Origin of the sequence: Glycomyces mayteni (assembly GCF_042428885.1) — a bacterium.
Lineage (GTDB): Bacteria > Actinomycetota > Actinomycetes > Mycobacteriales > Micromonosporaceae > Glycomyces > Glycomyces mayteni.
In genome coordinates, this window is record NZ_JBHMBP010000002.1 from 1199820 (window position 1) to 1226168 (window position 26349).

Below are 26349 nucleotides of genomic sequence, written 5' to 3' on the forward strand. Positions count from 1 at the left end.
ACCGGGCCGTTCACGGCAGGGGCCGCGAATCCGACAATATTGGTCGAAGTCAATCTATTGACTCGAATTCGCGGCCCCCGTAAGGTGATCAATAGATAGTAATACTGCCTAACTATTGAGGAGGAGTCCATGGCGCTCCCACCCCGCCGCAAACGGCTGCTCGGCCTGCTCGCGGCCCTCGCCGCCGTCGCGGTCATCACCCCGCTCGGCATCGGCGCGGCCCTCGGCGACGACCACGGCGGGTCCGCGGACCCCGGCACGGTCGCCGACACCGACACCGACACCGACACCGCGGCCGGTCCGGCCGCCGAGCACGGGCGGCTGTCCGTGTGCGGCACCACCCTCTGCGACGCGTCCGGGAACCCGGTCCAGCTGCGCGGCATGAGCACCCACGGCCTCCAGTGGTACTCGCAGTGCCTCAACGACGCGTCCCTGGACGCGCTCGCCTACGACTGGGAGGCCGACATCGTGCGCCTCTCCATGTACATCCAGGAGGACGGGTACGAGACCGACCCCGAGGGCTTCACCGCCCGCATGCACGAGCTGATCGAGGAGGTCACCGCCCGCGGGCAGTACGTCATCGTCGACTGGCACATGCTCGACCCCGGCGACCCGGCCTACAACCTGGAGCGCGCCGAGACGTTCTTCGCCGAGATCGCCCGCGAGCACGGCGACCAGGACAACATCTTCTACGAGGTCGCCAACGAGCCCAACGGGGTCGCGTGGTCGCAGATCAAGTCCTACCACGAGTCGATCATCCCGGTGATCCGCCAGTACGACGACGACGCCGTGATCCTCCTGGGCACCCCCGACTGGTCGTCCCTGGGACTGTCGGGCGACGGCGGCCCGCAGGACGTCATCGACGACCAGGTGGACGCCGAGAACGTCATGTACACGTTCCACTTCTACGCGGCCTCGCACGACGACTACTACCTCGACGGGCTCGCCGGCGCCGCCGACGAGATCCCGGTGTTCGTCACCGAGTTCGGCACCCAGGAGTACACCGGGGACGGCCCGAACGACTTCGCGATGACCCAGCGCTACCTCGACCTCATGGAGGACAAGGGGATCAGCTGGGTGAACTGGAACTACTCCGACGACGAGCGCTCCGGCGCCGCGTTCGAGCCCGGCACCTGCCCCGGCGGCCCCTTCACCGGGGACTCGGGGAACCTCAAGGAGGCGGGCGCCTGGATCCGGGACCGCATCCGGGAGGGCTGACCCGCCGCGCGCCGCGCCGCGGAAAATCGCGTTGACAGGACCCGGCCGCGGTTCTTACCGTGGTCGGGTCCGCAGTCGGCGGACCGACGACCGGGCCCCGGGCCCTAGAGGGACGTGTACATGACCCGCACCGAGCCGAGCGCGCCTCGCAGCTCCGCTTAAGCCACCGAGGCCGCTCGGCCTGCTCTTGCTGTCTTCCAGTACTTCCAGCAAGGAGCTCCGGGTGTCCAATCCCAGCAATCCCAGCAACACGCTCAAGATCCACACCTTCGACTGCGCCTGGTGCGGCCTGACCGCGACCAAGTCCGCGAGCGACGGCTCGCTGCGCAACCACTGCCCGTCCTGCCTGCACTCGCGGCACGTCTCCGATCACGTCGAAGGCGGCCCCAGCGAGTGCGAGGGCCGGATGAGCCCCATCGCCATCGCAGTCCTGCGCACCGGCGACTGGATGCTCATCCACCGGTGCGTGCGCTGCGACGAGCTCACCTCGAACCCGGTGTGCGCCGACGACAACCAGCTCATCCTCATGCGCATGGCCGTGCGGCCGCTCGCGCAGCCGCCGTTCCCGCTCGAAGCGCTCGGCAGTCTGTAGGGGGTGGCCGGACATGCCTCGACGCACCCGACCGCGCAGCCACGACGACCGCCGCGGCCAGCGCCGCAAGGACGTCCTCCACGGGGCCGGCGGCCACCGTGCGAACGACTTCCGCTGCGTGGGCTGCCGCCTCGACGTGTCGCTCCACGCGCCCGGGACCGCGCACCGCAACCACTGCCCGCAGTGCCTCGCCAGCCTCCACGTCGACCGCCGCATCCCCGGCGACCGCGCCTCGGAGTGCAAGGGCCGCATGGAGGCCGTCGCGGTCTTCACGCGCCCTGACGGGGAGTGGATGATCGTCCACCAGTGCCTGACCTGCGGCGAGCTCAGCTCCAACCGCATCGCGGGCGACGACAACGCGGTGGCCCTGGTGCGCCTGGCGCTGCGGCCGCTGCACGACACCGACAGGGCCAGCCGGACCCTGATCAACCTCTAGCGGCGCACCGGGCCCGGCCGGGACTCCCCGGCCGGGCCCGGTGCCGACTACTCGACGTCCCAGTCCTCAAGGACGTCGTCGATGGCGCTGTTGAAGTCCGCGACCTCCGCGTACACGCCCGGGCTGCCCGGTTCGGCGCAGCCCGCGCCCCAGCTGACGATGCCGGCGAGGATCAGTTCGCCGTCCTCTTCGGCCATGATCGGGCCGCCGGAGTCGCCCTGGCAGGAGTCGACGCCGCCGTGCTCCAGGTCGCCCGCGCAGAGCATCGTCTGCGCGTCGAAGGCGTCGCCGTACGCGTCGGCGCAGGCGTCGTCGTCCACGAACGGGACCTCGACCCAGCGGGCGACGGTCGGGTAGCCCGAGCCGGTCTCGCCCCAGCCGGCGGTCTCCAGGACGTCGAACTCGGTCGGCTCGGTGCCGACCTCGACGGCGTCCAGGTCGAGCGGCTCGTCCAGGAGCAGCAGTGCCCAGTCGTTGGCCGACTCGACCGGGGCGTCGTAGTCGTGGGCGATGTGGACGTCGGCGACGGCGGTCTCCACGAGGTCGTCCGATTCCAGGTCGACCGAGCCGGAGAAGACCGCGAGGTCCTCGGCCGCGGCGTCCTCGACGCAGTGGGCCGCGGTGATCACGACGGTGTCGGCGATGACCGAGCCGCCGCAGAACTGCCGGTCGAAGGGGGTGCCCTCCCCGGCGTGGCCGAGGGCCACGAGCCACGGGTACTGGCCCTCGGCGGCGGGCTCGCCGCCGACGACCTTCGCCTCGAAGCCGTCCTCGGACGGCTCCTCGGCCCCGGCGGCGACGGCGCCCCAGGCCAGGGCGACCGCGCCGAGGCCCGCGGCGAGACCGGCGCCCGCCCGGACCAGGTGCTTCCTCTTGAACTCCACTGTGAACCTTTCGGGGTGGATACGAAGGACCGATTGGCCCGTCTCGCAGGAAAATATCCGGATCGTCCCGGGACCCCTCCCGACCCGGCGCGCGCATCGGCGAGAATCGGGCGATGAGCGCACCGGTCCACACCCGCACCAGTCTCGCCGCCGACCTCCGCGGGCTCGGCATCGCCGCGGGCGACACCGTGATGGCCCACGCGGCCTTCAAGAAAGCGGGGACCGTCCTCGGCGGCCCCGACGCGCTGGTGGACGCGATCCTCGACGCGGCCGGTCCGGGCGGCACGCTCCTGTCCTATCAGGACTGGGAGCCGGGGGCGGAGATCTGGGACGGCGACGGGCGCGTGCGCGAGGAGTTCCGCGACCACGTGCCGCCCTACGACCCGGCGACCGCCCGCTCCGCGCCGTACATCGGGCTCCTCGCGGCCACGGTCGGCACCCGCAAGGGCGTGCTGCGCAGCGGGAACCCCGGCGCGGCCGTCGCCGCCCTCGGGGCCCGCGCGCAGGAGTTCACCGCCGACCACCCGCTCGACTACGGCTACGGCGAGGGCTCGCCGCTCGCGCGCCTGGTCGCCGTCGGCGGGAAGGTCCTCATGGTCGGCGCGCCGCTCGACACGATGACGCTCCTGCACCACGCCGAGCACCTCGCCGACCTGCCCGGCAAGCGTGTCATCAGGATGGAGTACCCGCTGGCGACCCCGCACGGCACCGAGTGGCGCACGGTCGAGGAGTTCGACACGTGCGACCCGGTCGTCTCCGCCGCGCCCGAGGACTACTTCGGGACGATCGTCGCGGACTACCTCGCCACGGGCGCGAGCGCCCGCGGGATCGTCGGCGACGCCGACGGCGTGGTGGCGGAGGCCGCGGAGATCGTCCCCTTCGCCGTGGCCTGGATGGAGGAGCGGTACGGCCGCTAGAACTCCAGCGGGCCCAGCTCCGGCGCGGCGGCGAAACGCAGCACCGCCTCCGGGGCGCCGTCGAGTTCGAGGAGCACGGCCTCGTTGCGGCCGGGCCGCAGCACCGGGCCGGGCACGTACAGGGTCCGCTGCGGGCCGCGGGACCAGTAGCGGCCCAGGCAGAACCCGTTGATCCAGGCGATGCCCTTGCCGAGGGCCGAGGTGTCGAGGAACCGGTCCGCGGCGTCCTCCGCGTCGAACTCGGCGCGCGCGTACCGCAGGCCCGGGATCGCGGGTGCGCCCTCGCCCGCGCCCCCGCCGAGCGCCAGCAGGTCCGCTTCGCCGATCGCGCGGGTCGTCCAGTCCGACAGCGGCTTCCCGCCGAGGCTGACGCCGCCGACGAGGCCCTTGTCCTCGCCCAGGCGCGGCCCGTAGTTGACGCGGCCCTGGTTCTCCACCAGCAGTTGCAGCGACTCGCGCACGGCCGGGACCGCCAGCGCCCGCTGGTGCAGCTCCCGGGACAGGACGCCGACGGTGACGCCGTCGACCACGACGTGGACGCGGTCGCGGACCTCGCCGATCACGAGGACGCCCGCGTCGGCGGCGAACCGCTTCTCGTGCAGGAGGAACGCCGCGTCGTGGCGGGCCTGCGCGAACGAGGGCACCTCGGCGGACTCGATCGGGTCGAGCGCCGCGAACGCGGCCAGGACAGAGGCGCCGACCAGGAGCGGGGCCTCGCCGGTGGGCGCGGGCGCGGCCTCGGTCGGGACTTCCTCGGGCAGGTCGGCGTAGCGGCCGATGACCTCGCGGAACGCCCAGTACTTGGCGGTGGGGCGGCCCGCCTCGTCCAGGGGCGCGTCGTAGTCGTACGAGGTGGTGATGGGCATGTAGGTGCCCTTGTCGTTGGCGCCGGAGGTGAGCCCGAAGTTGGTGCCGCCGTGGAACATGTAGAGGTTCACCGAGGCGCCGCGGCCCAGGAGCACGTCGAGGTCGGCGGCCGCGTCGGCGGCCTTCGTGGTGTGGTGGTGGGTGCCCCAGGAGTCGAACCAGCCGTCCCAGTACTCCGAGGACATGAGCGGCCCGGTCGGCTGGTGCTCGCGGAGGGTGCCGAGGCGCTCGTCCGAGCGGGACCCGAAGGACGCGGTCATGTGCAGGCCCGGCAGGGACCCGCGCTTGAGCATCCACGGCTCGGGCTGGTCCACGGTGGTCAGCGGGACGGTGATCCCGTTGGCGCGGAACATGCCCGTGAGGGTCTCCAGGTACGCGGTGTCGTCGCCGTACGCGCCGTACTCGTTCTCGACCTGCATGAGGATCACGGGCCCGCCCGCGTCGATCTGGAGCGGGGCCACGATCGCGCACACGCGCCGCAGGTACTCCTCGATCGCGGCGAGGAACTTCGGCTCGCCGCGGCGCACGCCCACCTCGGGGTCGGCGAACAGCCACGCGGGCAGGCCCCCGTTGTCGAACTCGGCGCAGATGTAGGGGCCGGGCCGCACGATCGCGTGCATGCCCTCGGCGGCGACCGCTTCGAGGAAGCGGCGCAGGTCGAGGCGGCCCTCCTCGGTCCAGGAGCCGGGCTCGACGGCGTGGAGGCTCCACGGCACGTACGTCTCGACGGTGTTCAGGCCCATGAGGCGGGCCTTGCGGATGCGGTCGGTCCAGTGGTCGGGGTGGACGCGGAAGTAGTGGATCGCGCCCGAGAGCACGCGGCGGGGCTCGCCGTCGAGCAGGAAGTCGTGCTCGCCGATCGCGAAGCGGCTCATGGGCGGGTCCTTCTCTCGGAGTATTTACAGCCATCGGAAAAAGTACTCGCCTCTCCGCGGCCCGTCCGCGGCCGGTCCCGGCCGCGGTGAGGTAGCCCCCTTCGACAGGGCCGCCGTCACCGGCGCGGTTCGCATAGGATTGGCGCACTACGCGAGGGAAGGGCGGGCATGTCGACGTTTCGAGGGGCGCGGCAGCCGACCATCAAAGAGGTCGCGAGCCGCGCCGGAGTGAGTCCGATGACCGTCTCGCGCACCCTCGCGGGGGGCCGGAACGTGCGGCCCGACGTGCAGGAGCGCGTCATGGAGGCCGTCAAGGAGCTCGGCTACTACCGCAACGAGAACGCCCGGAGCCTGCGCCCGGGCCAGCCGAGCGGCCTCGTCGGCGTCGCCATCACCAACCTCGCGAACCCCTACTACGGCAACTTCGCGCTGGGCGTCGAGGAGGTCGCCGCCGAGCACGGGCGCCGCATCCTCCTGGGGAACACCGGCGAGGACGACGCGCGCGAGCGCCAGCTCGTCTCGGACTTCATCGGCCGCCAGGTCGACGGCCTCATCCTGGTCCCCACCAGCGGCGACGCCGAGCACCTGCGGCCCGAGCGGCTCGGGGACGTGCCGCTGGTGCTCGCCTCCCGCCGCGTCCCGGGCCTGGAAGTCGACACGGTCCTCCTCGACGACGTCGGCGGGGCCTACCGGGGCACGCGGTCGCTCCTGGACGCCGGGCACACCCGCATCGGGTTCCTGGGGAACCGCAGCTCGGTGTTCACCGGCGAGCGCCGCTACCGCGGCTACGAGCGGGCGATGCTGGAGCACGGCGCGGCGATCGACCCGCGGATCGTCTTCCGCGACCAGCAGGACGTGGCCGCGGCGGCCCGCGCCGCGAAGGCCATGTTCGACCTCGCCGACGCGCCCACGGCGGTCTTCAGCGCCAACAACCGGAACACGATCGGCGCGATCCGCGAGATCGGCCGCCGCATCCGCGACGGCGAGCCGCTGCACCCGGCCGTCGTCAGCTTCGACGACTTCGAGCTCTCCGAGCTCATGCCCGTGCCCGTGACGGTGATCGACCACGACGCGCGCCTGCTCGGCCGCGAGGCCGCCACGCTGCTGTTCTCCCGCCTCGACGGCACCGCCGAGGACGGCCCGCGCACGGTGGAACTGCCGGTCTCGATCGAATTTCCCTGACGCCACACCCGTCGCTTGCGCCCGGGTTGCACATCGCCGCGCTATGTTGGTAACGTTACCAACCGCGGGGCCGTCGTAAGGCCCCCGACTTCCAGCTGACGAGGAGGCACGGGCGATGGAGCTCTGCATCGACTTCGGCGGTTCCGAGATCAAGCTCGGCGCCGTCGACCGCGGTGCCGCCGTCCGCACCGCCGTCGTCCCGGTCGGCGACGGGGACCTCGAAGCGGCCGCGGCCGCCGCGCGGGACCTCGTCCACGGGCTCTCCCCGGCGGCGGCCGGCATCGCGGTCCCCGGAGTGGTGGACCGCGATGGCGGCCGCATGGTCAAAGCCCACGACAAGCACCCGCGGCTCGACGGCCTCGACCTCGTCGCCTGGGCCCGCGAGTCCTTCGGCCTCCCCGCGGTCGTCGAGAACGACGCGCGGGCCGCGCTCGTCGGCGAGACCGCCACGGGCTCCGCCGCCGGGGCCCGCGACGCCGTCCTCATGACCCTCGGCACCGGCATCGGCACCGCCGCGATCATCGACGGCGTGCTCCTGCGCGGCGCCCACGACCACGCGGGCATCCTCGGCGGCCACCTCACCGTCGACCTCGACGCCGGGCTCTGCAACTGCGGCAACGTCGGCTGCGCCGAGTCCGTCGCCGGGGCCTGGGCCATCCGCCGCGACCTCGCCGCCCGCGGCGACGCCGTCACCGACGTGCGCGAGATGTTCGCGGCCGCCGCCTCCGGCGACACCGCGGCCGCCGCCGTCCGCGACCGCGCGATCCGCGCCTGGGGCGCCACCGCCGTGTCCCTGTGCCACGCCTACGACCCCGACGTCGTCATCCTCTCCGGCGGCGTCATGCGCGCCGGGGACGCCGTCGCCGCCCCCGTCGAGGCCTACGTCCGCGAGCACCTCTGGACCTCCTCGCACCGCCCCCGCTTCACCGTCCCCGACCGTCCCGACCTCTCGGTCCTGCGCGGACTCGCCGTCCTCGCCGCCGCCACCCATTCCTGAAGGAGCGCTCGTGCCAACCGCCAGAACGTCCGAGACCGTCGGACGCTACGACAAGCAGCCGACCGTGCCGCTCCCGGCCGACGCCCGCGTCCTCACCGGGCCCGCCGCCTGGACCGCCGCCGCCGAGCTCGCGACCGAGCGCGCCGCCGGACGCGCCCCCCTGCTCGTCGTGGACGCCTACCCCGGCGCGGACCTCCCGCGCATCAAGGACGCCGTCGCCGAGGCCCTCCCGGACTGGGCCGTCGTCGACGTCGAGGACGCCGCCGCGCTCCCCGTCGAGCTCATCGACGCGCGCATCGCCGACAACCTCACCGACGACCGCGTCTTCGGCGTCCTCTCCCACGCCGGCGTCGACGCGTTCTACGACGCCGAGCGCCTCGACAAGCTCGCCGTCGAAGCCGACGGCGCGGACCACCCCGTCGTCCTCGTCGGCTGGGGCGCCGACCTCGTCGCCCGCCGCACCGGCGCGCCCTACGCGCTCGTCCTCGCCGACATGGCCCGCTGGGAGATCCAGCTCCGCCAGCGCGAAGGCGCCCCGAACTGGCGCGCGGGCAACCCCGGCGAGGACCGCCTCCGCAAGTACAAGCGCGGCTTCTTCGTCGAGTGGCGCGCCGCCGACCGCCACAAGCGCACCATGTTCGACCGCGTCGACTTCGTCCTGGACGCCAACGCCGTCGGCGCCGCCCACGGCGACCCCCGCCCCGCCGGGATGGTCACCGGCGACGCCTTCCGCGCCGCCATCGCGAACGCCGCCCAGCGGCCCTTCCGCGTCGTCCCCTTCTTCGACCCCGGCGTCTGGGGCGGCCAGTGGATGAAGGAGAAGCTCGACCTCGACCCGTCCCAGCCGAACTACGCCTGGTGCTTCGACTGCGTGCCCGAGGAGAACTCCCTGCTCCTCGCAGACGCCGACGGCAGGATCGTGGAGATCCCGTCCCTGGACCTCATCTTCACCCAGCCGAAGGCCCTCCTGGGGGAGCGGACCTACGCGCGCTTCGGCGCCGAGTTCCCCATCCGCTTCGACTTCCTCGACACCATGGGCGGCGGCAACCTCTCCCTCCAGGTCCACCCCCTCACCGACTACATCCAGCAGACCTTCGGGATGCACTACACGCAGGACGAGTCGTACTACATGCTCGACGCCGGAGACGACGCCGTCGTCTACCTCGGCACCAAGGACGGCGTCGACAAGGAGGCCATGCTCGCCGACCTCCGCGCCGCCGAGACGGGCGAGCGCCCGTTCGAGGCCGAGAAGTACGTCAACGCCTTCCCCGCGAAGAAGCACGACCACTTCCTCATCCCCGCCGGCACCATCCACTCCTCCGGCGCGAACTCGATGGTCCTGGAGATCTCCGCGACCCCGTTCATCTTCACGTTCAAGCTCTGGGACTGGGGCCGCGTCGGCCTCGACGGCATCCCCCGCCCCGTCCACCTCGACCACGGCGAACGCAACCTCGCCTGGGAGCGCGACGGCGCGTGGACCGGCGAGCACCTCGTCAACCGCGTCGAGACCCTCTCCAGCGGGGACGGCGTCACCGAGGAGCGCACCGGCCTCCACGAACTGGAGTTCATCGAGGTCCGCCGCCACTGGTTCACCGACGAGGTCCGCCACGACACCGAGGGCACCGTCAACGTCCTCAACCTCGTCGAAGGCGACGAAGTCGAAGTCGCCTCGCCCACCGGGGCGTTCGCGCCCTACACCGTCCACTACGCCGAGACGTTCATCGTCCCGGCCGCCGTGGGCCCCTACGTCATCCGCCGCACCGCACGCTCCCAGAGCGGGACGTTCGGCACGGTCAAGGCATCCGTCCGCGGCACGAGCGTCGGCAACGGCTGACGCGCCCCTCCCTGAGAAGAACAAAGGAGTTCCCAATGAGATCAAGGAAGATCCCCCTCACCATCGCGGCCGCCGCCGCGGCGAGCCTCGTGCTCGCCTCCTGCGGCGGCGGTGCGGACGACGACGGCGCCACCACCGGCACCCTCGACTTCTACACCAACAAGGCCGCATGGGAGCCCGACTTCGACGAGCTGAACACCACCAGCGAGTCCGGCGCCGACATCACCCTGAACACCACCGGGTACTCCGACGCCGACCAGTACGACGCGTTCATCAAGCAGTCGTTCCGCACCGACAAGAGCCCCGGCCTGTTCACCTGGCAGACCGGCCCCTCGCTCACCGAGCTCGTGGACGAGGGCCTCATCGCCCAGACCACCGACATCTGGACCAAGGCCGTGGACGAGGGCTGGGTCTCCGAGGACCTGCGCGACTCGTACACCTTCGACGGCGAGCAGTACTGCGTCCCGATGAACATCGCCTACTGGGTCATGTACTACAACAAGAACGTCTTCGAGGAGCAGGGGCTCGAAGAGCCCACCACCTGGGCCGAACTCGACGCCATCGCGTCGCAGCTCTCGGACGCGGGGATCACCCCGTACTACCAGACCAGCACGCTCTTCACGTTCCAGTGGTTCCAGCAGCTCGTCGCCGGCACCGACCCCGAGCTGTACAACGGGCTCGCCACCGGTGAAGTCAAGTACACCGACCCCGAGATCGTCGACATCATGAACACCTGGCTCGACCAGGAGGAGGCGGGCTGGTTCTCCGACGCTGGCTCCACCGTCGACCCGGCCGTCGGCCTCAAGCAGGGCGACTTCGCCATGATCAACTTCGGGTCCTTCTTCAACGGCTCCCTCGACGGCGCCGGCATGGTCTCCGGCGAGGACTACGACATGTTCGTGATCCCCGCCGTCAACGGCGACCTGGAGAACACCCCCGTCGCCGTCGAGTCCGGCCCGCTCTGCGTCGCCGAGAACTCCGCGCAGAAGACCCTCGGCCTCACCTACTCCGAGTGGTGGATGTCGCCCGAGGCGCAGACCGCGTGGAGCTCCGCCCGCGGCGACGTCGCGTTCAACCCGCAGGCCACCGTCGCCGACCCGATGCTCGAAGAACTCGGCACCACCGTCTCCGGCGACGGCTACGAACTCTACGACCGCTACTACGAGGCCACGCCCACGCCGATCCTCACCGTCGCGCTGGAGCAGTTCGGGGCCTTCATCGCCAACCCGTCCGACCCGCTCCCGTACCTGGAGGCCATCCAGGCGGAGGCCGACGACTACTGGGCAGACCAGGGATAGCACCGCAGATGACTGACAAGACCCTCAGCCCGCAGGCCCTCCGGCAGCGCGACCAGTACCGCTGGTCGGCCCTCGGGTTCATCGCGCCGGGCGTGCTCGTGGTGGCGGTGCTCCTGTACCTGCCGCTGCTGTGGACCACGTTCCTCAGCCTCACCGAGTACAACGGCCTGGGCGACCCCGAGTGGATCGGCTTCGCCAACTACGTCGAGATGTTCGACGACCCCGGATTCATCGGCTCCGTGCTCAACACGCTGCTGTGGGTCGGCGGGACGCTCCTCGTCCCGGTCGGCATCGGGCTGGGGGTCGCCCTGCTGACCTGGAACCTCAAGGGCGGCACCTGGCTGCGCCTGCCGTTCCTCATCCCGTACGCCCTGTCCGGGATCGGCGTCGGCGTCATCTGGTCGTTCATCCTGTCCGGCGGCGGCGCCCTCGACCAGGCGCTCGGCGCCTTCGGGATCGCCGACACGCCGCGCTGGCTCGTCGACGCCCCGCTCAACACGGTCGTGATGATCCTCGCGACCGCGTGGCAGGGCGTCGGCGTGAACGCCCTCCTGTTCACGATCGGCCTCCAGTCGATCCCGCGCGAGCCCCTCGAAGCGGCGAAGATGGACGGCGCCAACGGGATGCGGCTGTTCCGGTCCATCCTGTGGCCGATGCTGCGCCCGCTCACCGCGGTGGTCGTCGGCCTGTCGATCGTCGCCTCGCTGAAGACCTTCGACATCGTGCAGGGCATGACGAAGGGCGGTCCGGGCCGCGACTCGGAGACCCTCGCCCTGACGATGTACAAGGAGACCTTCGTGAACAGCGACTACGGCCTGGGCTCGGCGATCGCGGTGTTCCTCACCGTGGTCACGCTCGTCGCGTCCATCCTGTACCTGCGCCAGCAGCTCTCCAGCAAGAACGGGGTCTGACATGTCCCGAGTCGTCCGCACCGCCGTCCTCGCCGTCCTCGGCCTGTTCTGGCTGCTCCCGGTGTACCTGCTGCTGGTCAACGCCGCGAAGTCCCCGGAGACGTTCACGACCAAGGAGTCGTGGCTGCCCACGGACTTCTCCCTGTTTGGGAACATCGCCGAGGCCATGCGCCTGTCCGGGCTCGCCGAGTCCGCGGCGAGCACCCTCCTGTACGCGGTCGTCTCGCCTGCGATCGCGGTCCTCGTCGGCGCCGCCGCCGGGTTCGCGATCGTCGCGCTGCGCCTGCGCCACGGGTTCGCGTGGTTCGTCGCGATCTTCGGCGGCACCGTGTTCCCCCTCCAGATGATCCTGCTGCCGCTGTTCGACGCGTACTCGCGGACCGGCCTGTTCGACACCCAGACCGGCATGATCGCGGTGTACACGGCCATCTCGGTCCCGTTCTCGGCGTTCGTGATGCGCAACTTCTTCAGCGGCATCGCCCACAACGTGTTCGAGGCCGCGGTCATCGACGGGGCCTCGACCTGGCGGATCTTCGCCCGGGTCTACCTGCCGATGGCGTCGAGCGCCCTGGTGGCGATCTTCATCCTCCAGGCCACGTTCATCTGGAACGACTTCCTGCTGGGCCTCGTCCTCAGCCAGTCGGACACGGTGCGGCCCATCGTGACCAGCCTGGCGGGCATGCAGAGCACGTACGGCGGCGCCCAGATGTCCACGGTGCTCGCGGGCGGCCTGCTCGTCTCGCTGCCCACGGTGGTCCTGTTCCTCTTCACGCAGAAGTTCTTCGCCCGCGGCCTCGCCCTCGGGCAGTACTAGGAGCCTCCATGCGCCACATCCCCACGGTGAACGACCTCGCCGCCGACCCGGTGACCCACCACTACGACGACATGATCGCGCCCAGCGGCCTGACGAACCTCCTCGGGACCGTGCGCGTCGACCACGACCTCACCGCGGTCTCGGCCGTCACGTTCCCGCCGGTGTCCCAGGGCCTCACCAGGACCGCGGCGTCCTTCGTGGACGGCCGCCTGGTCGAGTCCTACGGTGCGCCGGTCACGCACGAGTGGCGGCCCGACCGGGTCCGCCGCTCGGTGTCCCTCCCGGGCCTGGACCTGACCACCGTCACCGTCTGCGCCCCCGGGGAGACCGGCGTCGCGATCGACGTGCGCGCCGCCAACACCGGGGACGCGCCCCGCACGGTCGCCCTCACCCTCTCCCTCGCCGCGGGCGCGGCCCGCTCCGAGGAGGCGTGGCTCGACGCCGTCGCCCCCGAGGAGCGCAACCGCGCCGCCGCAGGGCCCTCCCGCCTGGTCTTCCGCAACGGGGCGGGCACCGCCTGGAGCGTCCAAGGGGTCGATGCCGACGCCGAGGTCCGCCTCTCCGGGATCGCCCCCGCCGCGGGGGAGCACGAGGTCGGCATCGGCGGGATCGAGCGCGGCGGCGAGATCACCGTCCGCCTCGACATCGCCCCCGGCGAGAGCGCCCGCTTCGGGTACGTCCACACCGTCGGCGGCACCGAAGCCGAAGCGGCGGAAGCGTTCGCGCGCATCGCCGCCGACGTCCCCGGCGCGGTCGCCGACGCCGAGGCGTACTGGGACCACCAGCTCGCCGCCGCCTTCACCCCCGGCAACGACGAGTTCTCCGGCCACCTCCCGGTCCTGGAGACCACCTCGGACGCGCTGCGGCGCCTCTACTGGTGGGGCGCGCTCGGCACGATCTGGTTCCGCCGCGACTTCAAGGACAACGTCCTGGGCCGCAGCTACGACACCCTCATGCCCAACTACTGGGCCACCACCACGTTCATCTGGGACTACTCCCTCTCCTCGATCACCCACGCGCTCCTGGACCCCGCGGTCATGCGCCGCCAGGTCGAGCACTGGATCGCCTCCGACATCCACACCCACTTCGGGACCTCCTCGCTCACCGGCGGGCCCGTCGGGCGCTGGTACTCCGTCAACGACTACGCGATGACCCGCCTGGTCCACGACTACCTCCGCTTCACCGGCGACACCGCGCTCCTCGACGCCGCCCCGGGCGGCACCACCGTGGCCGAGCACCTCGACGACTGGGCCCACGCCTGGCAGGGCCTGCGCGGGGCCTCGCCGCTGGCCGACTACGGCGAGATCGACAACCTCCTCGAATGCGTCAGCTCCTACACCCACGAGGTCGCGAGCCTGAACGCCGCCAACGTCTGGAACCTCCGCACCCTCGCCGAGATCCTCACGGCCCGAGGCGACGCCGACGGCGCGGCCGCCCTGCGCGCCGAGGCCGACGCGCTCGTGGGGGAGGTCGCCGACCTCTACGTCCCCGGCAGCGGCCACTTCGCGGCCCGCCAGCCCGACGGCACCCGCGTCCCGGTCCGGCACGTCTACGACTTCTCGATCGTGGGCACCACCATCGCGGGCGACCTGGACGACGAGGTCCGCGCCGAGATGGTCGAGTTCTTCGAGCGCGAGCTGCGCACCGACGTCTGGCTCCGCTCGCTGTCCCCGTGGGACCCCGACGCGAGCTTCAGCCCCCGCCCCGACCACCAGTGGAACGGCGCCTACCCGGCGTGGCCCGCCGACGCCGCCCGATCCCTGGTGGCCCTGGGCGAACCGCGGGCGGCGATCGACTGGCTCCCCGGCCTCGCGCGCTCGGCGAACCAGGGCCCGCCCGGCCAGGCCCACTTCACCGAGGAGGCCATGCCCACGGTGGGCGGCGGCGCCCGCAAGGCCCCGCCGCAGCTGCCGTACATCATCGACTGGGCCTGCTCCTCGGCCGGATCGTATGTGGCCCTGGTGATCGAGTCGTTCTTCGGGGTGGACCCCGCCGTCGGCTCCACCGACCTCGACACGGCCAAAGCCTGCATCGCCGACCTCGACCCGGACGCGGTCCTGCGCGGCCTGCGCGTGGGCGACCGGCTCGTGGACGTGCGCGCCGACGGCACGGTCATCGACGTATGACGTTGCAGCGCATCACCATCACCCCGGCGATGGTGCGCGGCGCGGTGGAGCTGGAGGAGACCGGCCGCGGCCTCCTCCCGCACCGCCTCCCGCGCTGGGCCCGCCGCCAGATCCCCGACCGGTTCATGGTCCAGACCAGCGCGGAGAGCACGGGCGTGCGCCTCGCCCTCCGCACCGCCGCCGACACCCTCGAACTCGACGTGCAGGCCCGCCGCATCGCCGCCGACGCCGACACCCCGTTCCCGCCGAGCGCCTACGAGCTCACCGAGGACGGCGCCGTCGTCGCCACCGCGACCGCGGTCGCCGGGTCCCGCTTCGTGTTCACCTTCGAGCGGCCCGATGGCGAGATCGTCCCCGGCCCCGACGCCACGGTCCGCTACACCGGTCTCGGCACCGGGACCGAACGCGACCTCGAACTCTGGCTGCCCTACCACGACGCCGTCGAACTCCTGGAGCTCCGCGCCGACGCCCCCGTCGCGGCCCGGCCGGTCGCGGGCCTGCGCTGGGTCCACCACGGCTCCAGCATCAGCCACGGCTACCGCGCCGACACCACCACCGGCACCTGGCCCGCGGTCGCCGCGCTCCGCGCGGGCGCCCACCTCACCAACCTCGCGTTCAGCGGCAACGCGATGCTCGACCCGTTCACCGCCAGGACGATCCGCGACACCCCCGCCGACCTCGTCACCCTGAAGATCGGCATCAACCTCGTCAACGGCGACGTGATGCGCATGCGCGCCTTCCGTCCCGCCGTGGACGGCTTCCTCGACACCGTCCGCGAGGGCCACCCCGCGACCCCGATCGTCCTGGTCTCCCCGATCTGGTGCGAGCCCGTGGAGGCCGCGGCCGGGCCCACGGTCCAGGACCCCGCCCGCACCGAGGAGTGGTCGATTGCCGGGGGCACCGCGGCCGACGTGCTCACCGGACACCTGTCCCTCCAGGCGATCCGCGCGGAGCTCCACGCCATAGTGGACCGCCGCCAGGACGACGACCACCGCCTCCACTACCTCGACGGCCTGTCGCTCTACAGCGGGCAGGACGCCGCCGCCATGCCCCTCCCCGACAACCTCCACCCCGGACCCGACGTCCAGCGCCTCATCGGCGAGCGCTTCGCCGACCGCGTGCTGGCCGAGTTCAACCCCGAACTGCAAAGGAGCAGTACATGACCAACCGTCCGACCACCGTCGCCGCCGCGGTCCTCACCGGACTCGCCGTCGCCGCGGTCCCGACCGCCGCGCAGGCCGCGACAGCCTGCGCTCCCCAGATCTCCGCGAGTGTCAACGAGGAGCTCACCGAGCGCTTCGAGACCTACGGCGACACCGCCGGGCGCTGGACCGGCGCCGACTCCGCCTATAGCGTCCCGCTGCCCGACGGCTCGACCGCGTGGCTGTACTCCGACACGTTCATGGGCGAGGTGAACGACGACCTGAGCAGGCCGCTCGACTCGCCGTTCCTCCACAACTCGATCATCGTGGACGACAGCGGGAGCCTCACTACGGTCACCGGCGGCACCGAGGCCGCCCCCGAGTCCCTCGTCAAGGTCCCCGGCGGCGACGAGATGCAGAACTGGTACTGGTTCGGCGACGGCACGGTCGAGGGCGACACCCTCCAGGTGATGCTCCTCGAATTCGTCAAGACCGGCACCGGCGTGTTCGACTTCGCGTTCGCGGGCAACGCCGTCGCCAGCTTCGACACCGACGACATGAGCCTCACCTCGATCACCGACCTCCCCGACTCCGACGTCAACTGGGGCTCGGCGATCTACGAGGACGGCGGCTACACCTACGTGTTCGGCGTCGAGGACAACCAGGCGCAGAAGTTCGCCCACCTCGCCCGCGTCCCCTCCGGCGGCCTCGCCACCGCGCCCTGGGAGTACTACGCCGACGGCGCCTGGACCGCCGACCCGACCGGCTCCTCCCGCATCCTCGAAGGCGTCTCCAACGAGTTCAGCGTGACCCGCTACCAGGGCAAGTTCACGCTCGTCACCGGCGACGCGACGCAGCCGCTCAGCGCCGACGTCGTCATGTACCGCGCCGACGACCTCGCGGGCCCCTACACCGGCAAGACCGTCCTGTACTCCACCCCCGAGACCGGCGGGAACGTCTTCACCTACAACGCGAAGGCCCACCCGCAGCTCGGCGACCGCGACACGCTGCTCATCACCTACAACGTGAACAGCTTCGAGGGCGACGACCTCTACGCGGACGCCCACCTGTACCGCCCCCGCTACATCGACGTCGACCTGGAGATCCCGGGCCGGCGGCGGTGAGCCAGGGCCCGTCCTGTGGATCAGAACGGGCCCTCGGGGCCGCCCGGCGCACCCCCGGGCGGTCCCGTCCCCCCTTTCCCGAGGCCGATTCGCGCATTCCGCCCCTGGCGGCCCCTGTCGGGAGTAGACAGGAGCGAAAAGGACGGCCTGCCGCGCGCACGGCCGCTGGGGTGAGGAGACGGCCATGGCCGACGACGAAGGCAGGCTCGCCTGGGCGACCGCGGGCGCGGTGGCCGCCGGCGCGCTGATGATCACCGTGGGCCTGTTCCAGGTCTTCGAGGGCATCGCCGCCATCGCGCGCGACGACCTCTTCGTCGGGGTCAGCGACTACACGTTCGCCATCGACACCACCGGCTGGGGCTGGATCCACCTCATCCTCGGCATCCTCGTCGCCCTCACCGGCATCTTCGTGCTCGCGGGCCGCTCCTGGGCCTACGGCGTCGGCATCGGCCTCGCCGCGGTCTCGGCCCTGAACCAGTTCTTCTTCCTGCCGTACTACCCGCTCTGGGCGCTGCTCATCATCGCGTTCAACGTCTTCGTGATCTGGGCGCTCGCCGTGGTCCTCGCCGAGGTCAACTCCCCGTCCTAGACGCTCTCCTTGCGCCGCACGAGCTCCTCGATCCAGACCGGGGCGTACGGGGACGTGCAGTTCGGCGGCGTCGGGTAGTCCTTGAGGACCCCCAGGCGCTCGCCGATCGCGATGGCCCGGGCCCGGTGCTCGGGGTGGTCGATGCCGATCTGCGCGAGGCAGTGGTTCATGGCCCACTGCAACCGGTCCGGGGCGTCCTTCATCTCCGCCTCGATCACGTCGAGCAGCCCCGGCAGATCCAGGCCCGCGGGCCGCTTCGCGACCCGCTCGGTCGTGAGCGCCCAGCCCGCGGAGGCGACGACGGGGTCCGCGTCGTCGAACCAGGCGAGGCGCAGCTCCTCGGCGTGCGGGCTCTTCTTCACGACGTAGTTGACGAGCCAGTCGTGGACCTTCGGGCCGTTCGCCTCCCGCAGCATCGCGTCGAGCTCGTCGCGGCCGAAGGCCTTCGGCCGGCAGACGAGCAGCGCGAGGAGCCGCGCGGCGGTGTCGCCGGTGGCCCACAGGTCCACGGCCAGGTCATGCCGCGTCTTGAGCCGCTTGGCGACGGCGCGGAGCTTCGTCAGGTTCACGCCGTGGTCGTCGCCGCGCTTGGCGTTGACCGCGCGGGCCTTCGGCTCGTCGAGAGCGGCCAGTTCGGCCATGAGCTGGGGGATCGTCGCGTCCATCCTCCGATCCTATGGCGCGAGGACGGCCATTGCCGCATTGTGCCCGGGGATGCCGCTCACCCCGCCGCCGCGCACGGCCCCGGCCCCGCATAGCAGGACGTTCGCGTGCGCGGTCTCGACGCCCCACTTCCCCTGCTCAGCGCCGGCCCGGTAGGGCCAGGACAGGTCCCGGTGGAAGATGTTCCCGCCCGGGAGCCGCAGGTCCTGCTCCAGGTCGACGGGGGTCTTCGCCTCGATGCACGGCTGACCGTCCGCGTCCTCGGCGAGGCAGTCGGTGAGCGGCTCGGCCAGGTACCGGTCGAGCTGCGCGACCGTGGCCTCCAGGAGCGCGGCCTTCGCTGCCCGGTTGTCGCCGCGGAACAGGCGCGCGGGCGCGTGCAGCCCGAACAGCGTCAGCGTCTGGTACCCCTGCCGCACCAGGTCGGGGCCGAGGATCGAGGGGTCCGAGAGCGAGTGGCAGTAGATCTCCGAGGGCGGGCGCGAGGGGAGCCGCCCGGCGGCGGCCTCCACGTACGCCGCTTCGAGCTCGTCGAAGGACTCGGCGACGTGGAACGTGCCCGCGAACGCCTCGCGCGGGTCCGTGTCCGCGTCCCGCAGCCGCGGCAGCCGCTTGAGCAGCATGTTCACCTTCAACTGGGCACCTTCGGCGGGCTCGGGGGCCGGGTCGCCGAGGAGCGAGGCGAGGGCCTCGGGGGAGGCGTTGACGAGCACGTCCCGCGCCTCCACGGTCCCGGGCCCCTCCGCGTTCGCGAACGCGACCTCGGCGCGGACGCCGTCGGCCTCGATGGAAGTGACCTCGTGCCCGGTGAGGATCTCCGCGCCCGCCGCCCGCGCCGCGGCGGCGAGTTCGTCGGTGAAGGCGCCCATGCCGCCCACGGGGACGTCCCAGTCGCCGGTGCCGCCGCCGATGACGTGGTACAGGAACGTGCGGTTCTGCCGCAGGTCCTGCGCCCACGCGGAGGTGAACGTGCCGATGAGGCCGTCGGTGAGGACCACGCCGCGCACGAGGTCGTCGCGGAACGCGTCCTGGACGGTCTCCCCGAGCGGGGCCTCGAAGAACATGCGCCAGATCCGGTCGTCGCCGATGCGCCGGCGCAGTTCGGCCTCGGAGGCGAGCGGCTCGGTGAGCGTCGGGAACACCCGCTCGGCGACTTTGGACGCGTCGGCGTAGAACGCCTGCCACGCCTCGTACTCGGCGTCGGAGCCGGTGAGGTGCTTGAAGGAGTCGCGGTTGCGGGCGGCGTCGCGGGTGACCAGGAGCCCGGTGTCGCGGCCGCCGCGCTCGGCGGGCGTGTAGGAGGAGACGTGCCGCTTGCGGACCTGGAACCGCAGGCCGAGGTCGTCCACGATCTTGCGGGGCAGGAGGCTCACCAGGTAGGAGTAGCGCGAGAGCCGCGCGTCGACCCCGGTGAACGCGGGGGCGGAGATCGCGGCGCCTCCGGTGCGGCCCAGGCGTTCCAGGACGAGGACGCGCTTTCCGGCGCGGGCGAGGTAGGCCGCGGAGACGAGGCCGTTGTGGCCGCCGCCGACGATCACGGCGTCGTAGGACCGGTGCTGAGGCATGTCCATTCCTAACACGGTTTCCCTTGCCGCGGTTGCGGGAACTTCCTCTCCGCCGCGCGTCCCCCTATAGTGGGACGTACCGACGCGAAAAGGGGGTAGGCCTATGGGCTTGCTGGACAAGTTCAACGAGCTGAAGGACATGGTGACCGGCGCGGTCGAAGAGGCCAAGGGGCAGGCCGGCGAGATGGCGGGCGACGCGACCGGCGAGGCCGGGGCGGCGTACGAGGAGTACGTCGGCGACGCGGGCCAGCAGGCGGGCGAGGCCGTCCAGGGCGCGGGCGACGCCGCTCAGGACGCGCAGGACCAGGCGCAGGGCGCCGTCGAGGACTTCCGCAACGAGCACGGGATCTAGTCCGGGCTCCCGCGGGGCGACATAGGGGCGGTGCCCCGGCTCCGGCCGGGGCACCGCCTCATCCTTTGAGGCCGGTGTGGGCGAGGCCCTCGACGAACTGGCGCTGGGCCACGACGAAGACGATGAGCACCGGCAGCGCCGAGAGCGTCGCGGCCGAGAGCTGCACGTCCCACATGGGGCCGCCGTACGCGTCGGTGAACTGCGTGAGCGCCTGCGGGATCGTGAACTTCTCCGGGGTGGACAGGAACACGACCGGCTCCAGGTACAGGTTCCAGCTGTGCAGGAACGAGAAGATCGCGACCGCGCCGAGCGCGGGCCGCGACAGCGGCAGCGCGATCTTCCAGTACAGGCCGAGGCGGCCGAGGCCGTCCATGCGCCCGGCCTCTTCGAGCTCGGCGGGCAGCGCGATGAAGAACTGCCGCATGATGAGCGTCGCGAGGACGCTGGGCGCGCCGAAGACCGGCACGAGGATCAGCGGCCAGTGCGTGTCGACCAGGCCCAGCCCGTTGAACATCTGGAACAGCGGGACGATGGTGACCTCGCTGGGGATGAGCAGGCCCACGAGGACGACCAGGAACAGCAGGTTGTGCCCGGGGAACTTGATGCGCGCGAACGCGTACCCGGCGAGGGACGAGACCGCGAGCGTCCCGATCGTGACCACCGCCGCGATGTACATGCTGTTCCAGTACTGGGCGGCGAACGGCGCGAACTCGAAGACGCGGGAGTACGCCGACAGGCTCGGGTCCGCCGGGAGGAGCGTCGGCGGGAACGCGAAGATCTCGTTGGCGGACTTGAGGCTCGACGTGACCATCCACCAGGTGGGGAACACGAACGGGACGGCGAGCACGCACAGCAGCCCGTAGAGCACGAGCTTCGCGCGCCGCGAGGGCCCGGTCCGCAGTCGTTCAGTCCTCATGGACGACCCACTTCCTGCGCATCTGCCACTGGATCACGGTGAGCACCAGGACGATCGCGAACAGCAGGACCGAGAGGGTCGCGCCGTAGCCGAAGTCGTGGAACTGGAAGGCGTTCTGGTACAGGTAGTAGACGAGCACCGTCGTGGAGGTGCCCGGCCCGCCGCTGGTGAGCACGTCGATCTGGGCGAACACCTGGAGCGAGCCGACCACGGTGATGATCGAGGTGAGCAGGATCGTGGGGCTGATCATCGGCATCGTGATGCGCCGGAACCGGGTCCACGCGCCCGCGCCGTCGATCGTGGACGCCTCGTACAGCTCCTTCGGCACGCCCTGGAGCGCGGCGAGGAACAGGACCATGTTGAGCCCCACGTTCTTCAGCACCTGCACGACGATCACCGAGGCCATCGCGGTGGTCTCCCCGCGCAGCCAGTTCGGGCCCTCGGCGCCGAACACCGACAGCAGGCCGTTGACGCCGCCGTCGTCCTGGAGCAGGAACCGCCACACGATCGTCCACGCCACCAAGGTGACCGCGACGGGGGAGAAGAAGATCGTGCGGAACACGACGGTGCCGCCGAGCTTCTGGTTGAGCAGGATCGCGAGCACCAGCGCGAGGCTGAGGTTGAGCGCGACCAGGCCGACCGAGAACGCGGCGGTCGCGCCGAGGACGCCGGGCAGGGCCGGGTCCTGCGCGAGGCGCTCGTAGTTCTCGCCGCCGGTCCACGTGAAGCCCCCGGCGAGGACGTTCCAGTCGTGGAGGCTGTACCAGAACATCAGGCCCAGCGGCAGCAGCACGAACACGAGCGTCCCGGCCAGCTGCGGGGCGGTGAACAGGAACCCGGCGAGGTGGTCGCGGCGCTTCGCCGTCCACCACCCGCCCGGCCGGGACTGCTCCCGGCCGGGCGGCGCGTCGGTCTTCACCGCCGTCATTGCGCCAGCAGCGGGTCGATGGCGGTGCACAGCTCGCCGAGGACGCCCGCGACGTCCGCGTCGGCGGTCCACAGCGGGTCGAGCGCGGCCCGCACGGCCTGGTCGAGCTGGGCCTGACCGGTGTGGCTGGGCTTGACGACGCCGCTGTCGATCCGGTCGATGACCACGGCCTGGAGCTGCTCGGGCGTGAGCAGCGGGTTGGCCTGGCCGAGGACCTCGGCGGTGAGCTGCGACTCGCGCGGCGGCGGGAAGTACTGGGCGAGCTTCACGGAGTTCTCCGGGTTCGTCATGTACGCGAGGAAGTCGGCGGCCTCCTCGGGGTGCGGGGCGACGGTGAGGACGCCCAGGCCGCCCTGGCCGATCACGGAGTACTCGCCCGCGGGCCCGGCCGGGAGCGGCACGAGGTCCCACCCGAACTCGGCTTCCGCGAGGAGCCCGGCGCGGGAGATCTGCGTGACCGTCATGGCCGCCTCGCCCGCGAAGAAGTCCGCGGTGGTCCCCGGTCCGGGCATGGCCTCCTGCTCGAACACGGCGTCGTGCATGAACGTGAGCGCCTCGGTCATCTCCGGGTCGTCGAAGCCGCAGTCGGCGCCGTCGGCGCTCCAGGCCTGCGCGCCCCAGCCGGTCCACAGCGTCGACAGGTTGTCCCAGCCGGAGTAGTCGAAGTCGCGGATGACGAGCCCGTCGGTGCCGGTCGTCGCGTGGACGGCCGCGCCGGCCTCCACGACCCGCTCCCAAGTCCACTCGCCGCTCGCGATGAGCTCGGCGGCGGTCGGCTGCCCGGCCGCGGCGAGGAGGTCGTTGTTGACGAACACCCCGAACGGCGAGGTGCTGAACGGGTACGCGTACAGCTCGTCGTCCTGCCGCCACAGCTCGGTCGCCGCGGGGATGAGGTCGTCGTACTCGTACCCGTCGGTGCCCGAGAGGGTCTCCGACAGCGGCACGAGGGCGCCGCTGGAGACGAAGTCGGGCGCGGAGTTCTCCAGGATCCACGCCAGGTCCGGCGCGTTGTCCCCGGCGATCTGCGTGGTCAGCGTGCTCGTGTACCCCTCGAACGGGAGCGGGTCGAACTCGATCGCCTCCACGTCCGGGTGGTCGGCGATGTAGGCGTCGGCGATCTCGTTCAGCATCGCGAGGTGGTCCTCGCTCGCGGACCACGTGGTCATCCGCAGCGTGACCGGCCCGTCGTCGCCACCGCCGCCGCAGGCGGCGAGGACGAGCGGCGCCGCCGCCGCGGCGGCGATCAAAAGGCGTCCGTGCTTCATAAGGGGTTCTTCCTTTCCGTTGACGGCATTGTCATCAGGGGTTTCGTCAGTAGGGGGCCACGTCGGGCCAGCGCAGCTCGAAGCCCTGCGCGGTGAGCCGGTCCTGGAACTCGGCGAGCAGCGCCGGGTCGTTCCCGACCGCGCGCGGCGGCAGCCCGCGCTCGAAGCTGAAGGCCGCGAGGGCCCCGGCGGCCTCGCCGATGTTCCATTCGACCGGGTGCAGCCGGTAGCAGCCGTTGGTGATGTGGGTCGTGCCGAGGTTCTTCCCGGCGGGGAGGAGGTTGTCGACCCGCACCGGCAGGAGTGCGCCGAGCGGGATCTCGAACGGGCAGGAGGCGACGTCGATGTAGTTGTCGCCCCCGGTGGAGGGGTGGAGGTCGATGCGGTACATGCCGATCCCCACGCTGTCGTGGTAGGACACCGCGCCCTTGTCGCCGCGCACGGCCGCCGAGAGGTCCTGCTCGACCACGGTGTACTCGGCCTTGATGCGCCGCGACTCGCGGTGGTACGGGGCCTGGGCCAGGCCGTCGGCCGAGCCCGTGACGTCCCCGCGCAGGCGCAGCCCCGGCCAGCCCGCGCCGCCGTCGGCGCGCGGCGCCTCGGTCTGGAGCCAGTACAGGACGGACCTGGAGAGGTCCCTCGCGCGCTCCAGATGCGCTGCCGCGTCGGGGTTGTCGATCACCGGCGCCAGGAAGTAGTCGATCATCGGCCAGTTCACGAGCGTGATGTCGGACTCGTACGCGCCGGGCGTGAAGTTCTTGCGGGCGGCGATCCGGCGGAACGTCCACAGGTTCATGTCGCCGCCGCCGCGCCGCTGGTCGCCGACGACCGCGAGCGGGTCGTCGTCGGGGTTCGGCTCGAACGTGCGCTCCGCGGGTTCGAGCGTGCGCGGGTTCGGGGCCCGGAACCCCAGGAGGTTCCCGCCCCAGAAGTCGGTGCGGAAGCCGCGCCAGAACTCGTAGTCCTTCGGCTTGTCGATGACGTGGTCGCCGGCGACGTGGTCGACGGCGAAGCACACCGAGACGGCCTGCATGTTGTCCGGCTGCGCCTCGTCGGGGGCGCTGGGCTCCCCGGTGTCCTTCCCGGACTCGAAGCCCGTCGTGTACTCGGTGCCGGTGAGCGGCAGCAGCTCCCCGGTCTCGGTGGCGTCGAGCACGTAAGGCGCGCTCACCGTCAGCCGCGCCCCGGAGTCCCGGTGTTCGAGCTGGACGGCCTCGACCCGGTCGCCGTCCACGTCGGCCGCCACGGGCCGGTACGGCTGGAGCAGCCGCAGCGCCCCCGAACCCAGGTACGGCGCGAGCATCGACTCCAGGACCGCCACGGCCACGCGCGGCTCGTGGCACAGGCGGCTGACGTGCCCGCCGCCCGGGTTCAGGTCCGGCTTCGCGCGGGCCGCCTCCGTGAGCGGGTAGTGCCGCCGGTAGTACTCCCTGATCCCTTCGCGCAGCCGCCGGTACGAGGCGGTGACCCCGAACTGCTCCACCCAGGACGACTCGTCGGGCGGCACGGCCTGGCTCGTCAGCTGCCCGCCGATCCAGTCGTACTCCTCGGTGAGGACGACGCGCCGCCCGGCGCGCAGCGCGGCCAGCGCGGCGGCGACGCCGCCGAGCCCGCCGCCCACGACGAGGATGTCGGCCTGGAGTTCGTTCGCCTGCTTCAAGAGTGGTTCCTTCCGATGGGTGCGGGCGCGAGGGTCGCGCCGTCGTGCAGTTCGCACGGGAGCAGCCGCTGCACGTCCGCCTCGGCGCGTGCTTCGGCGGTACTGCCGAGCAGGCCGAGGAACACGTCGAGGGCCTGGCGGCCCATCTCGCGGCGGGGGATGGTGAAACCGGTGACGTCGAGGTCGATCGAGACCGGCCGGGTCGGGTCGCCGAGCGCCACCACGGACAGGTCGCCGGGGACGTCCAGTCCGCGGTCGGCGGCCCACGCGGTCACGGTGGGGATGTCGGCGGGCTCTTCGAGGAATATCGCGGTCACGCCCTCGGCCACGGCCGCGTCGAGCTTCTCGGTCGCGGCGACGGGGATGCGGCCGTAGGCGACCCCGGCCTTCGCCGCCGCCGCGCGGAACCCGCGCAGGCGGTCCGCATAGGACTCGGGTCCTTCGCCGCGGCCCACGTACGCGACCCGCTCGTGCCCCAGGTCGGCCGCTCGCGCCACGAGCGCGGCCGTCGCGGCCGGGTAGTCGGCGCCCACGTACGGCACCGGTCCGCCCGCGTCGTCCCGGCGTCCCACCGACACGAACGGGATGCCTTCGGACACCAGGCGTTCCAGGTCCCCGCGGTCGACCTCCTGGCCCAGCAGCACGCACCCGTCGGCGAGCCGGATGCGGCTCCCCTCGGCGAACATGCGGCGCCGGCCCCCGTCCACGGGCGCGCTGGTGAGCAGCAGCAGGTCGCAGCCGAGCCGCTCGGCCTGCTCCTCCAGCCCCAGCAGGAACGGGTGGAAGAAGTCCCTTGCGCCCGAAGGGAACACCGGCTCGTACGTGAACACGCCGATGATCCGGTTGTAGTGGTCGGCGAGGCGGCGGGCGATCGGGTCGGCGACATAGCCGGTCTCGCGGATCGCGTCGAGCACGCGCTGGCGGGTGTCGGCGGCGATCCTGACGCCGCCGTCGAGGCGGTTGTTGAGCACCAGGGAGACGGTGGCCTGGCTGACGCCGGAGAGGCGGGCGATGTCGCGCTGCGTCACGCGGCGGCGGGGTCCGGTCACGGCGGGGCCTTTCTCGACGGGCATATAATGCGTATAACCACAGGTGCGTGTGATCATGTTGCCCGCCGATTTTCGGACCGTCAAGATGATAATACGTATTATCATCTTGACTGCCGTTCATCCCGGAACGGACACTCGTCCTCCA

24 protein-coding genes are annotated in these 26349 nt (G+C 71.7%); 15 read left to right on the forward strand and 9 right to left on the reverse strand.

What is annotated here, in order from left to right; translation table 11 throughout:
- Positions 1 to 129 precede the first annotated feature (129 nt).
- The 3 genes from ACFFXY_RS12140 (at position 130) to ACFFXY_RS12150 (ending at position 2246) form a co-directional block, all read left to right on the forward strand.
- Positions 130 to 1218 (forward strand): glycoside hydrolase family 5 protein, encoded by a 1089-nt coding sequence (locus tag ACFFXY_RS12140; protein ID WP_382350327.1) that lies wholly within the window; start codon positions 130 to 132, stop codon positions 1216 to 1218.
- Between the two features lie 223 nt (positions 1219 to 1441).
- Positions 1442 to 1810, forward strand: a complete 369-nt coding sequence (locus ACFFXY_RS12145) for an RNHCP domain-containing protein (protein ID WP_382350330.1) — start codon at positions 1442 to 1444, stop codon at positions 1808 to 1810.
- Positions 1811 to 1823: 13 nt separating this feature from the next.
- Entirely contained in the window at positions 1824 to 2246 is a 423-nt protein-coding gene (locus ACFFXY_RS12150) for an RNHCP domain-containing protein (RefSeq protein ID WP_382350333.1), read from the forward strand.
- Positions 2247 to 2293: 47 nt separating this feature from the next.
- Here ACFFXY_RS12150 and ACFFXY_RS12155 read toward each other — a convergent pair whose 3' ends face one another.
- Positions 2294 to 3130 carry a serine protease gene (locus ACFFXY_RS12155; protein WP_382350336.1) on the reverse strand — a complete coding sequence of 279 codons (837 nt, stop codon included), beginning with the start codon at positions 3128 to 3130 and terminating at the stop codon, positions 2294 to 2296.
- Positions 3131 to 3243: 113 nt separating this feature from the next.
- On the opposite strand from ACFFXY_RS12155, the gene aac(3) reads away from it, so the two are divergent.
- Entirely contained in the window at positions 3244 to 4047 is an 804-nt protein-coding gene (aac(3), locus tag ACFFXY_RS12160) for an aminoglycoside 3-N-acetyltransferase (RefSeq protein ID WP_382350339.1), read from the forward strand.
- On the opposite strand, the gene ACFFXY_RS12165 is transcribed toward aac(3), so the two are convergent.
- Positions 4044 to 5789 carry a glycoside hydrolase family 35 protein gene (locus ACFFXY_RS12165; RefSeq protein ID WP_382350342.1) on the reverse strand — a complete coding sequence of 582 codons (1746 nt, stop codon included), beginning with the start codon at positions 5787 to 5789 and terminating at the stop codon, positions 4044 to 4046. The two genes, aac(3) and ACFFXY_RS12165, sit on opposite strands and share 4 nt — an antisense overlap.
- Before the next feature lie 168 nt (positions 5790 to 5957).
- Between ACFFXY_RS12165 and ACFFXY_RS12170 the strand changes: the two genes are divergently transcribed.
- The 10 genes from ACFFXY_RS12170 to ACFFXY_RS12215 all read left to right on the forward strand — a co-directional run bounded on the left by ACFFXY_RS12170 (position 5958) and on the right by ACFFXY_RS12215 (position 17806).
- Positions 5958 to 6971: a LacI family DNA-binding transcriptional regulator gene (locus tag ACFFXY_RS12170; RefSeq protein ID WP_382350345.1), complete on the forward strand. Its 1014-nt coding sequence runs from the start codon at positions 5958 to 5960 to the stop codon at positions 6969 to 6971.
- Positions 6972 to 7086: 115 nt separating this feature from the next.
- On the forward strand, positions 7087 to 7968 hold the full coding sequence (locus ACFFXY_RS12175) for an ROK family protein (RefSeq protein ID WP_382350348.1): 882 nt from the start codon (positions 7087 to 7089) through the stop codon (positions 7966 to 7968).
- 10 nt (positions 7969 to 7978) lie between these two features.
- Positions 7979 to 9802: a class I mannose-6-phosphate isomerase gene (locus tag ACFFXY_RS12180; RefSeq protein ID WP_382350351.1), complete on the forward strand. Its 1824-nt coding sequence runs from the start codon at positions 7979 to 7981 to the stop codon at positions 9800 to 9802.
- A 35-nt stretch (positions 9803 to 9837) separates the two neighbouring features.
- Positions 9838 to 11100 (forward strand): ABC transporter substrate-binding protein, encoded by a 1263-nt coding sequence (locus ACFFXY_RS12185; protein WP_382350354.1) that lies wholly within the window; start codon positions 9838 to 9840, stop codon positions 11098 to 11100.
- A gap of 8 nt (positions 11101 to 11108) precedes the next feature.
- The gene (locus ACFFXY_RS12190; protein WP_382350357.1) at positions 11109 to 12011 is read left to right on the forward strand and encodes a carbohydrate ABC transporter permease; all 903 of its coding nucleotides are present in this window, start codon (positions 11109 to 11111) and stop codon (positions 12009 to 12011) included.
- Position 12012: 1 nt separating this feature from the next.
- A complete protein-coding gene (locus tag ACFFXY_RS12195; RefSeq protein WP_382350360.1) occupies positions 12013 to 12825 on the forward strand; it encodes a carbohydrate ABC transporter permease in 813 nt (270 codons plus the stop codon).
- An 8-nt stretch (positions 12826 to 12833) separates the two neighbouring features.
- Entirely contained in the window at positions 12834 to 14951 is a 2118-nt protein-coding gene (locus tag ACFFXY_RS12200) for a hypothetical protein (RefSeq protein WP_382350363.1), read from the forward strand.
- Complete coding sequence (locus ACFFXY_RS12205; protein WP_382350366.1) at positions 14948 to 16114, forward strand: GDSL-type esterase/lipase family protein; 1167 nt, start codon at positions 14948 to 14950, stop codon at positions 16112 to 16114. Before ACFFXY_RS12200 ends, ACFFXY_RS12205 begins: the two co-directional genes overlap by 4 nt.
- Positions 16111 to 17217 (forward strand): DUF5005 domain-containing protein, encoded by a 1107-nt coding sequence (locus ACFFXY_RS12210; protein WP_382350369.1) that lies wholly within the window; start codon positions 16111 to 16113, stop codon positions 17215 to 17217. Before ACFFXY_RS12205 ends, ACFFXY_RS12210 begins: the two co-directional genes overlap by 4 nt.
- A 184-nt stretch (positions 17218 to 17401) precedes the next feature.
- Entirely contained in the window at positions 17402 to 17806 is a 405-nt protein-coding gene (locus ACFFXY_RS12215) for a DUF7144 family membrane protein (protein WP_382350371.1), read from the forward strand.
- Here ACFFXY_RS12215 and ACFFXY_RS12220 read toward each other — a convergent pair.
- Positions 17803 to 18471 (reverse strand): DNA alkylation repair protein, encoded by a 669-nt coding sequence (locus ACFFXY_RS12220; protein ID WP_382350374.1) that lies wholly within the window; start codon positions 18469 to 18471, stop codon positions 17803 to 17805. The genes ACFFXY_RS12215 and ACFFXY_RS12220 overlap by 4 nt on opposite strands.
- 9 nt (positions 18472 to 18480) lie before the next feature.
- A complete protein-coding gene (locus ACFFXY_RS12225) occupies positions 18481 to 20034 on the reverse strand; it encodes a phytoene desaturase family protein (RefSeq protein WP_382350377.1) in 1554 nt (517 codons plus the stop codon).
- 103 nt (positions 20035 to 20137) lie between these two features.
- Here ACFFXY_RS12225 and ACFFXY_RS12230 point away from each other — a divergent pair, with 103 nt between their 5' ends.
- Entirely contained in the window at positions 20138 to 20386 is a 249-nt protein-coding gene (locus ACFFXY_RS12230) for a hypothetical protein (protein ID WP_382350380.1), read from the forward strand.
- Positions 20387 to 20444: 58 nt separating this feature from the next.
- On the opposite strand, the gene ACFFXY_RS12235 is transcribed toward ACFFXY_RS12230, so the two are convergent.
- The 5 genes from ACFFXY_RS12235 to ACFFXY_RS12255 are packed head-to-tail and all read right to left on the reverse strand — an operon-like array spanning position 20445 to position 26228.
- Entirely contained in the window at positions 20445 to 21302 is an 858-nt protein-coding gene (locus ACFFXY_RS12235; RefSeq protein ID WP_382350383.1) for a carbohydrate ABC transporter permease, read from the reverse strand.
- The gene (locus ACFFXY_RS12240; RefSeq protein ID WP_382350385.1) at positions 21292 to 22230 is read right to left on the reverse strand and encodes a carbohydrate ABC transporter permease; all 939 of its coding nucleotides are present in this window, start codon (positions 22228 to 22230) and stop codon (positions 21292 to 21294) included. Before ACFFXY_RS12240 ends, ACFFXY_RS12235 begins: the two co-directional genes overlap by 11 nt.
- Complete coding sequence (locus ACFFXY_RS12245) at positions 22227 to 23495, reverse strand: ABC transporter substrate-binding protein (RefSeq protein ID WP_382350388.1); 1269 nt, start codon at positions 23493 to 23495, stop codon at positions 22227 to 22229. Before ACFFXY_RS12245 ends, ACFFXY_RS12240 begins: the two co-directional genes overlap by 4 nt.
- A 46-nt stretch (positions 23496 to 23541) precedes the next feature.
- A complete protein-coding gene (locus tag ACFFXY_RS12250; protein ID WP_382350391.1) occupies positions 23542 to 25155 on the reverse strand; it encodes an FAD-dependent oxidoreductase in 1614 nt (537 codons plus the stop codon).
- On the reverse strand, positions 25152 to 26228 hold the full coding sequence (locus ACFFXY_RS12255; RefSeq protein WP_382350394.1) for a LacI family DNA-binding transcriptional regulator: 1077 nt from the start codon (positions 26226 to 26228) through the stop codon (positions 25152 to 25154). The genes ACFFXY_RS12250 and ACFFXY_RS12255 overlap by 4 nt, the downstream gene beginning before the upstream one ends.
- Positions 26229 to 26349 lie beyond the last annotated feature (121 nt).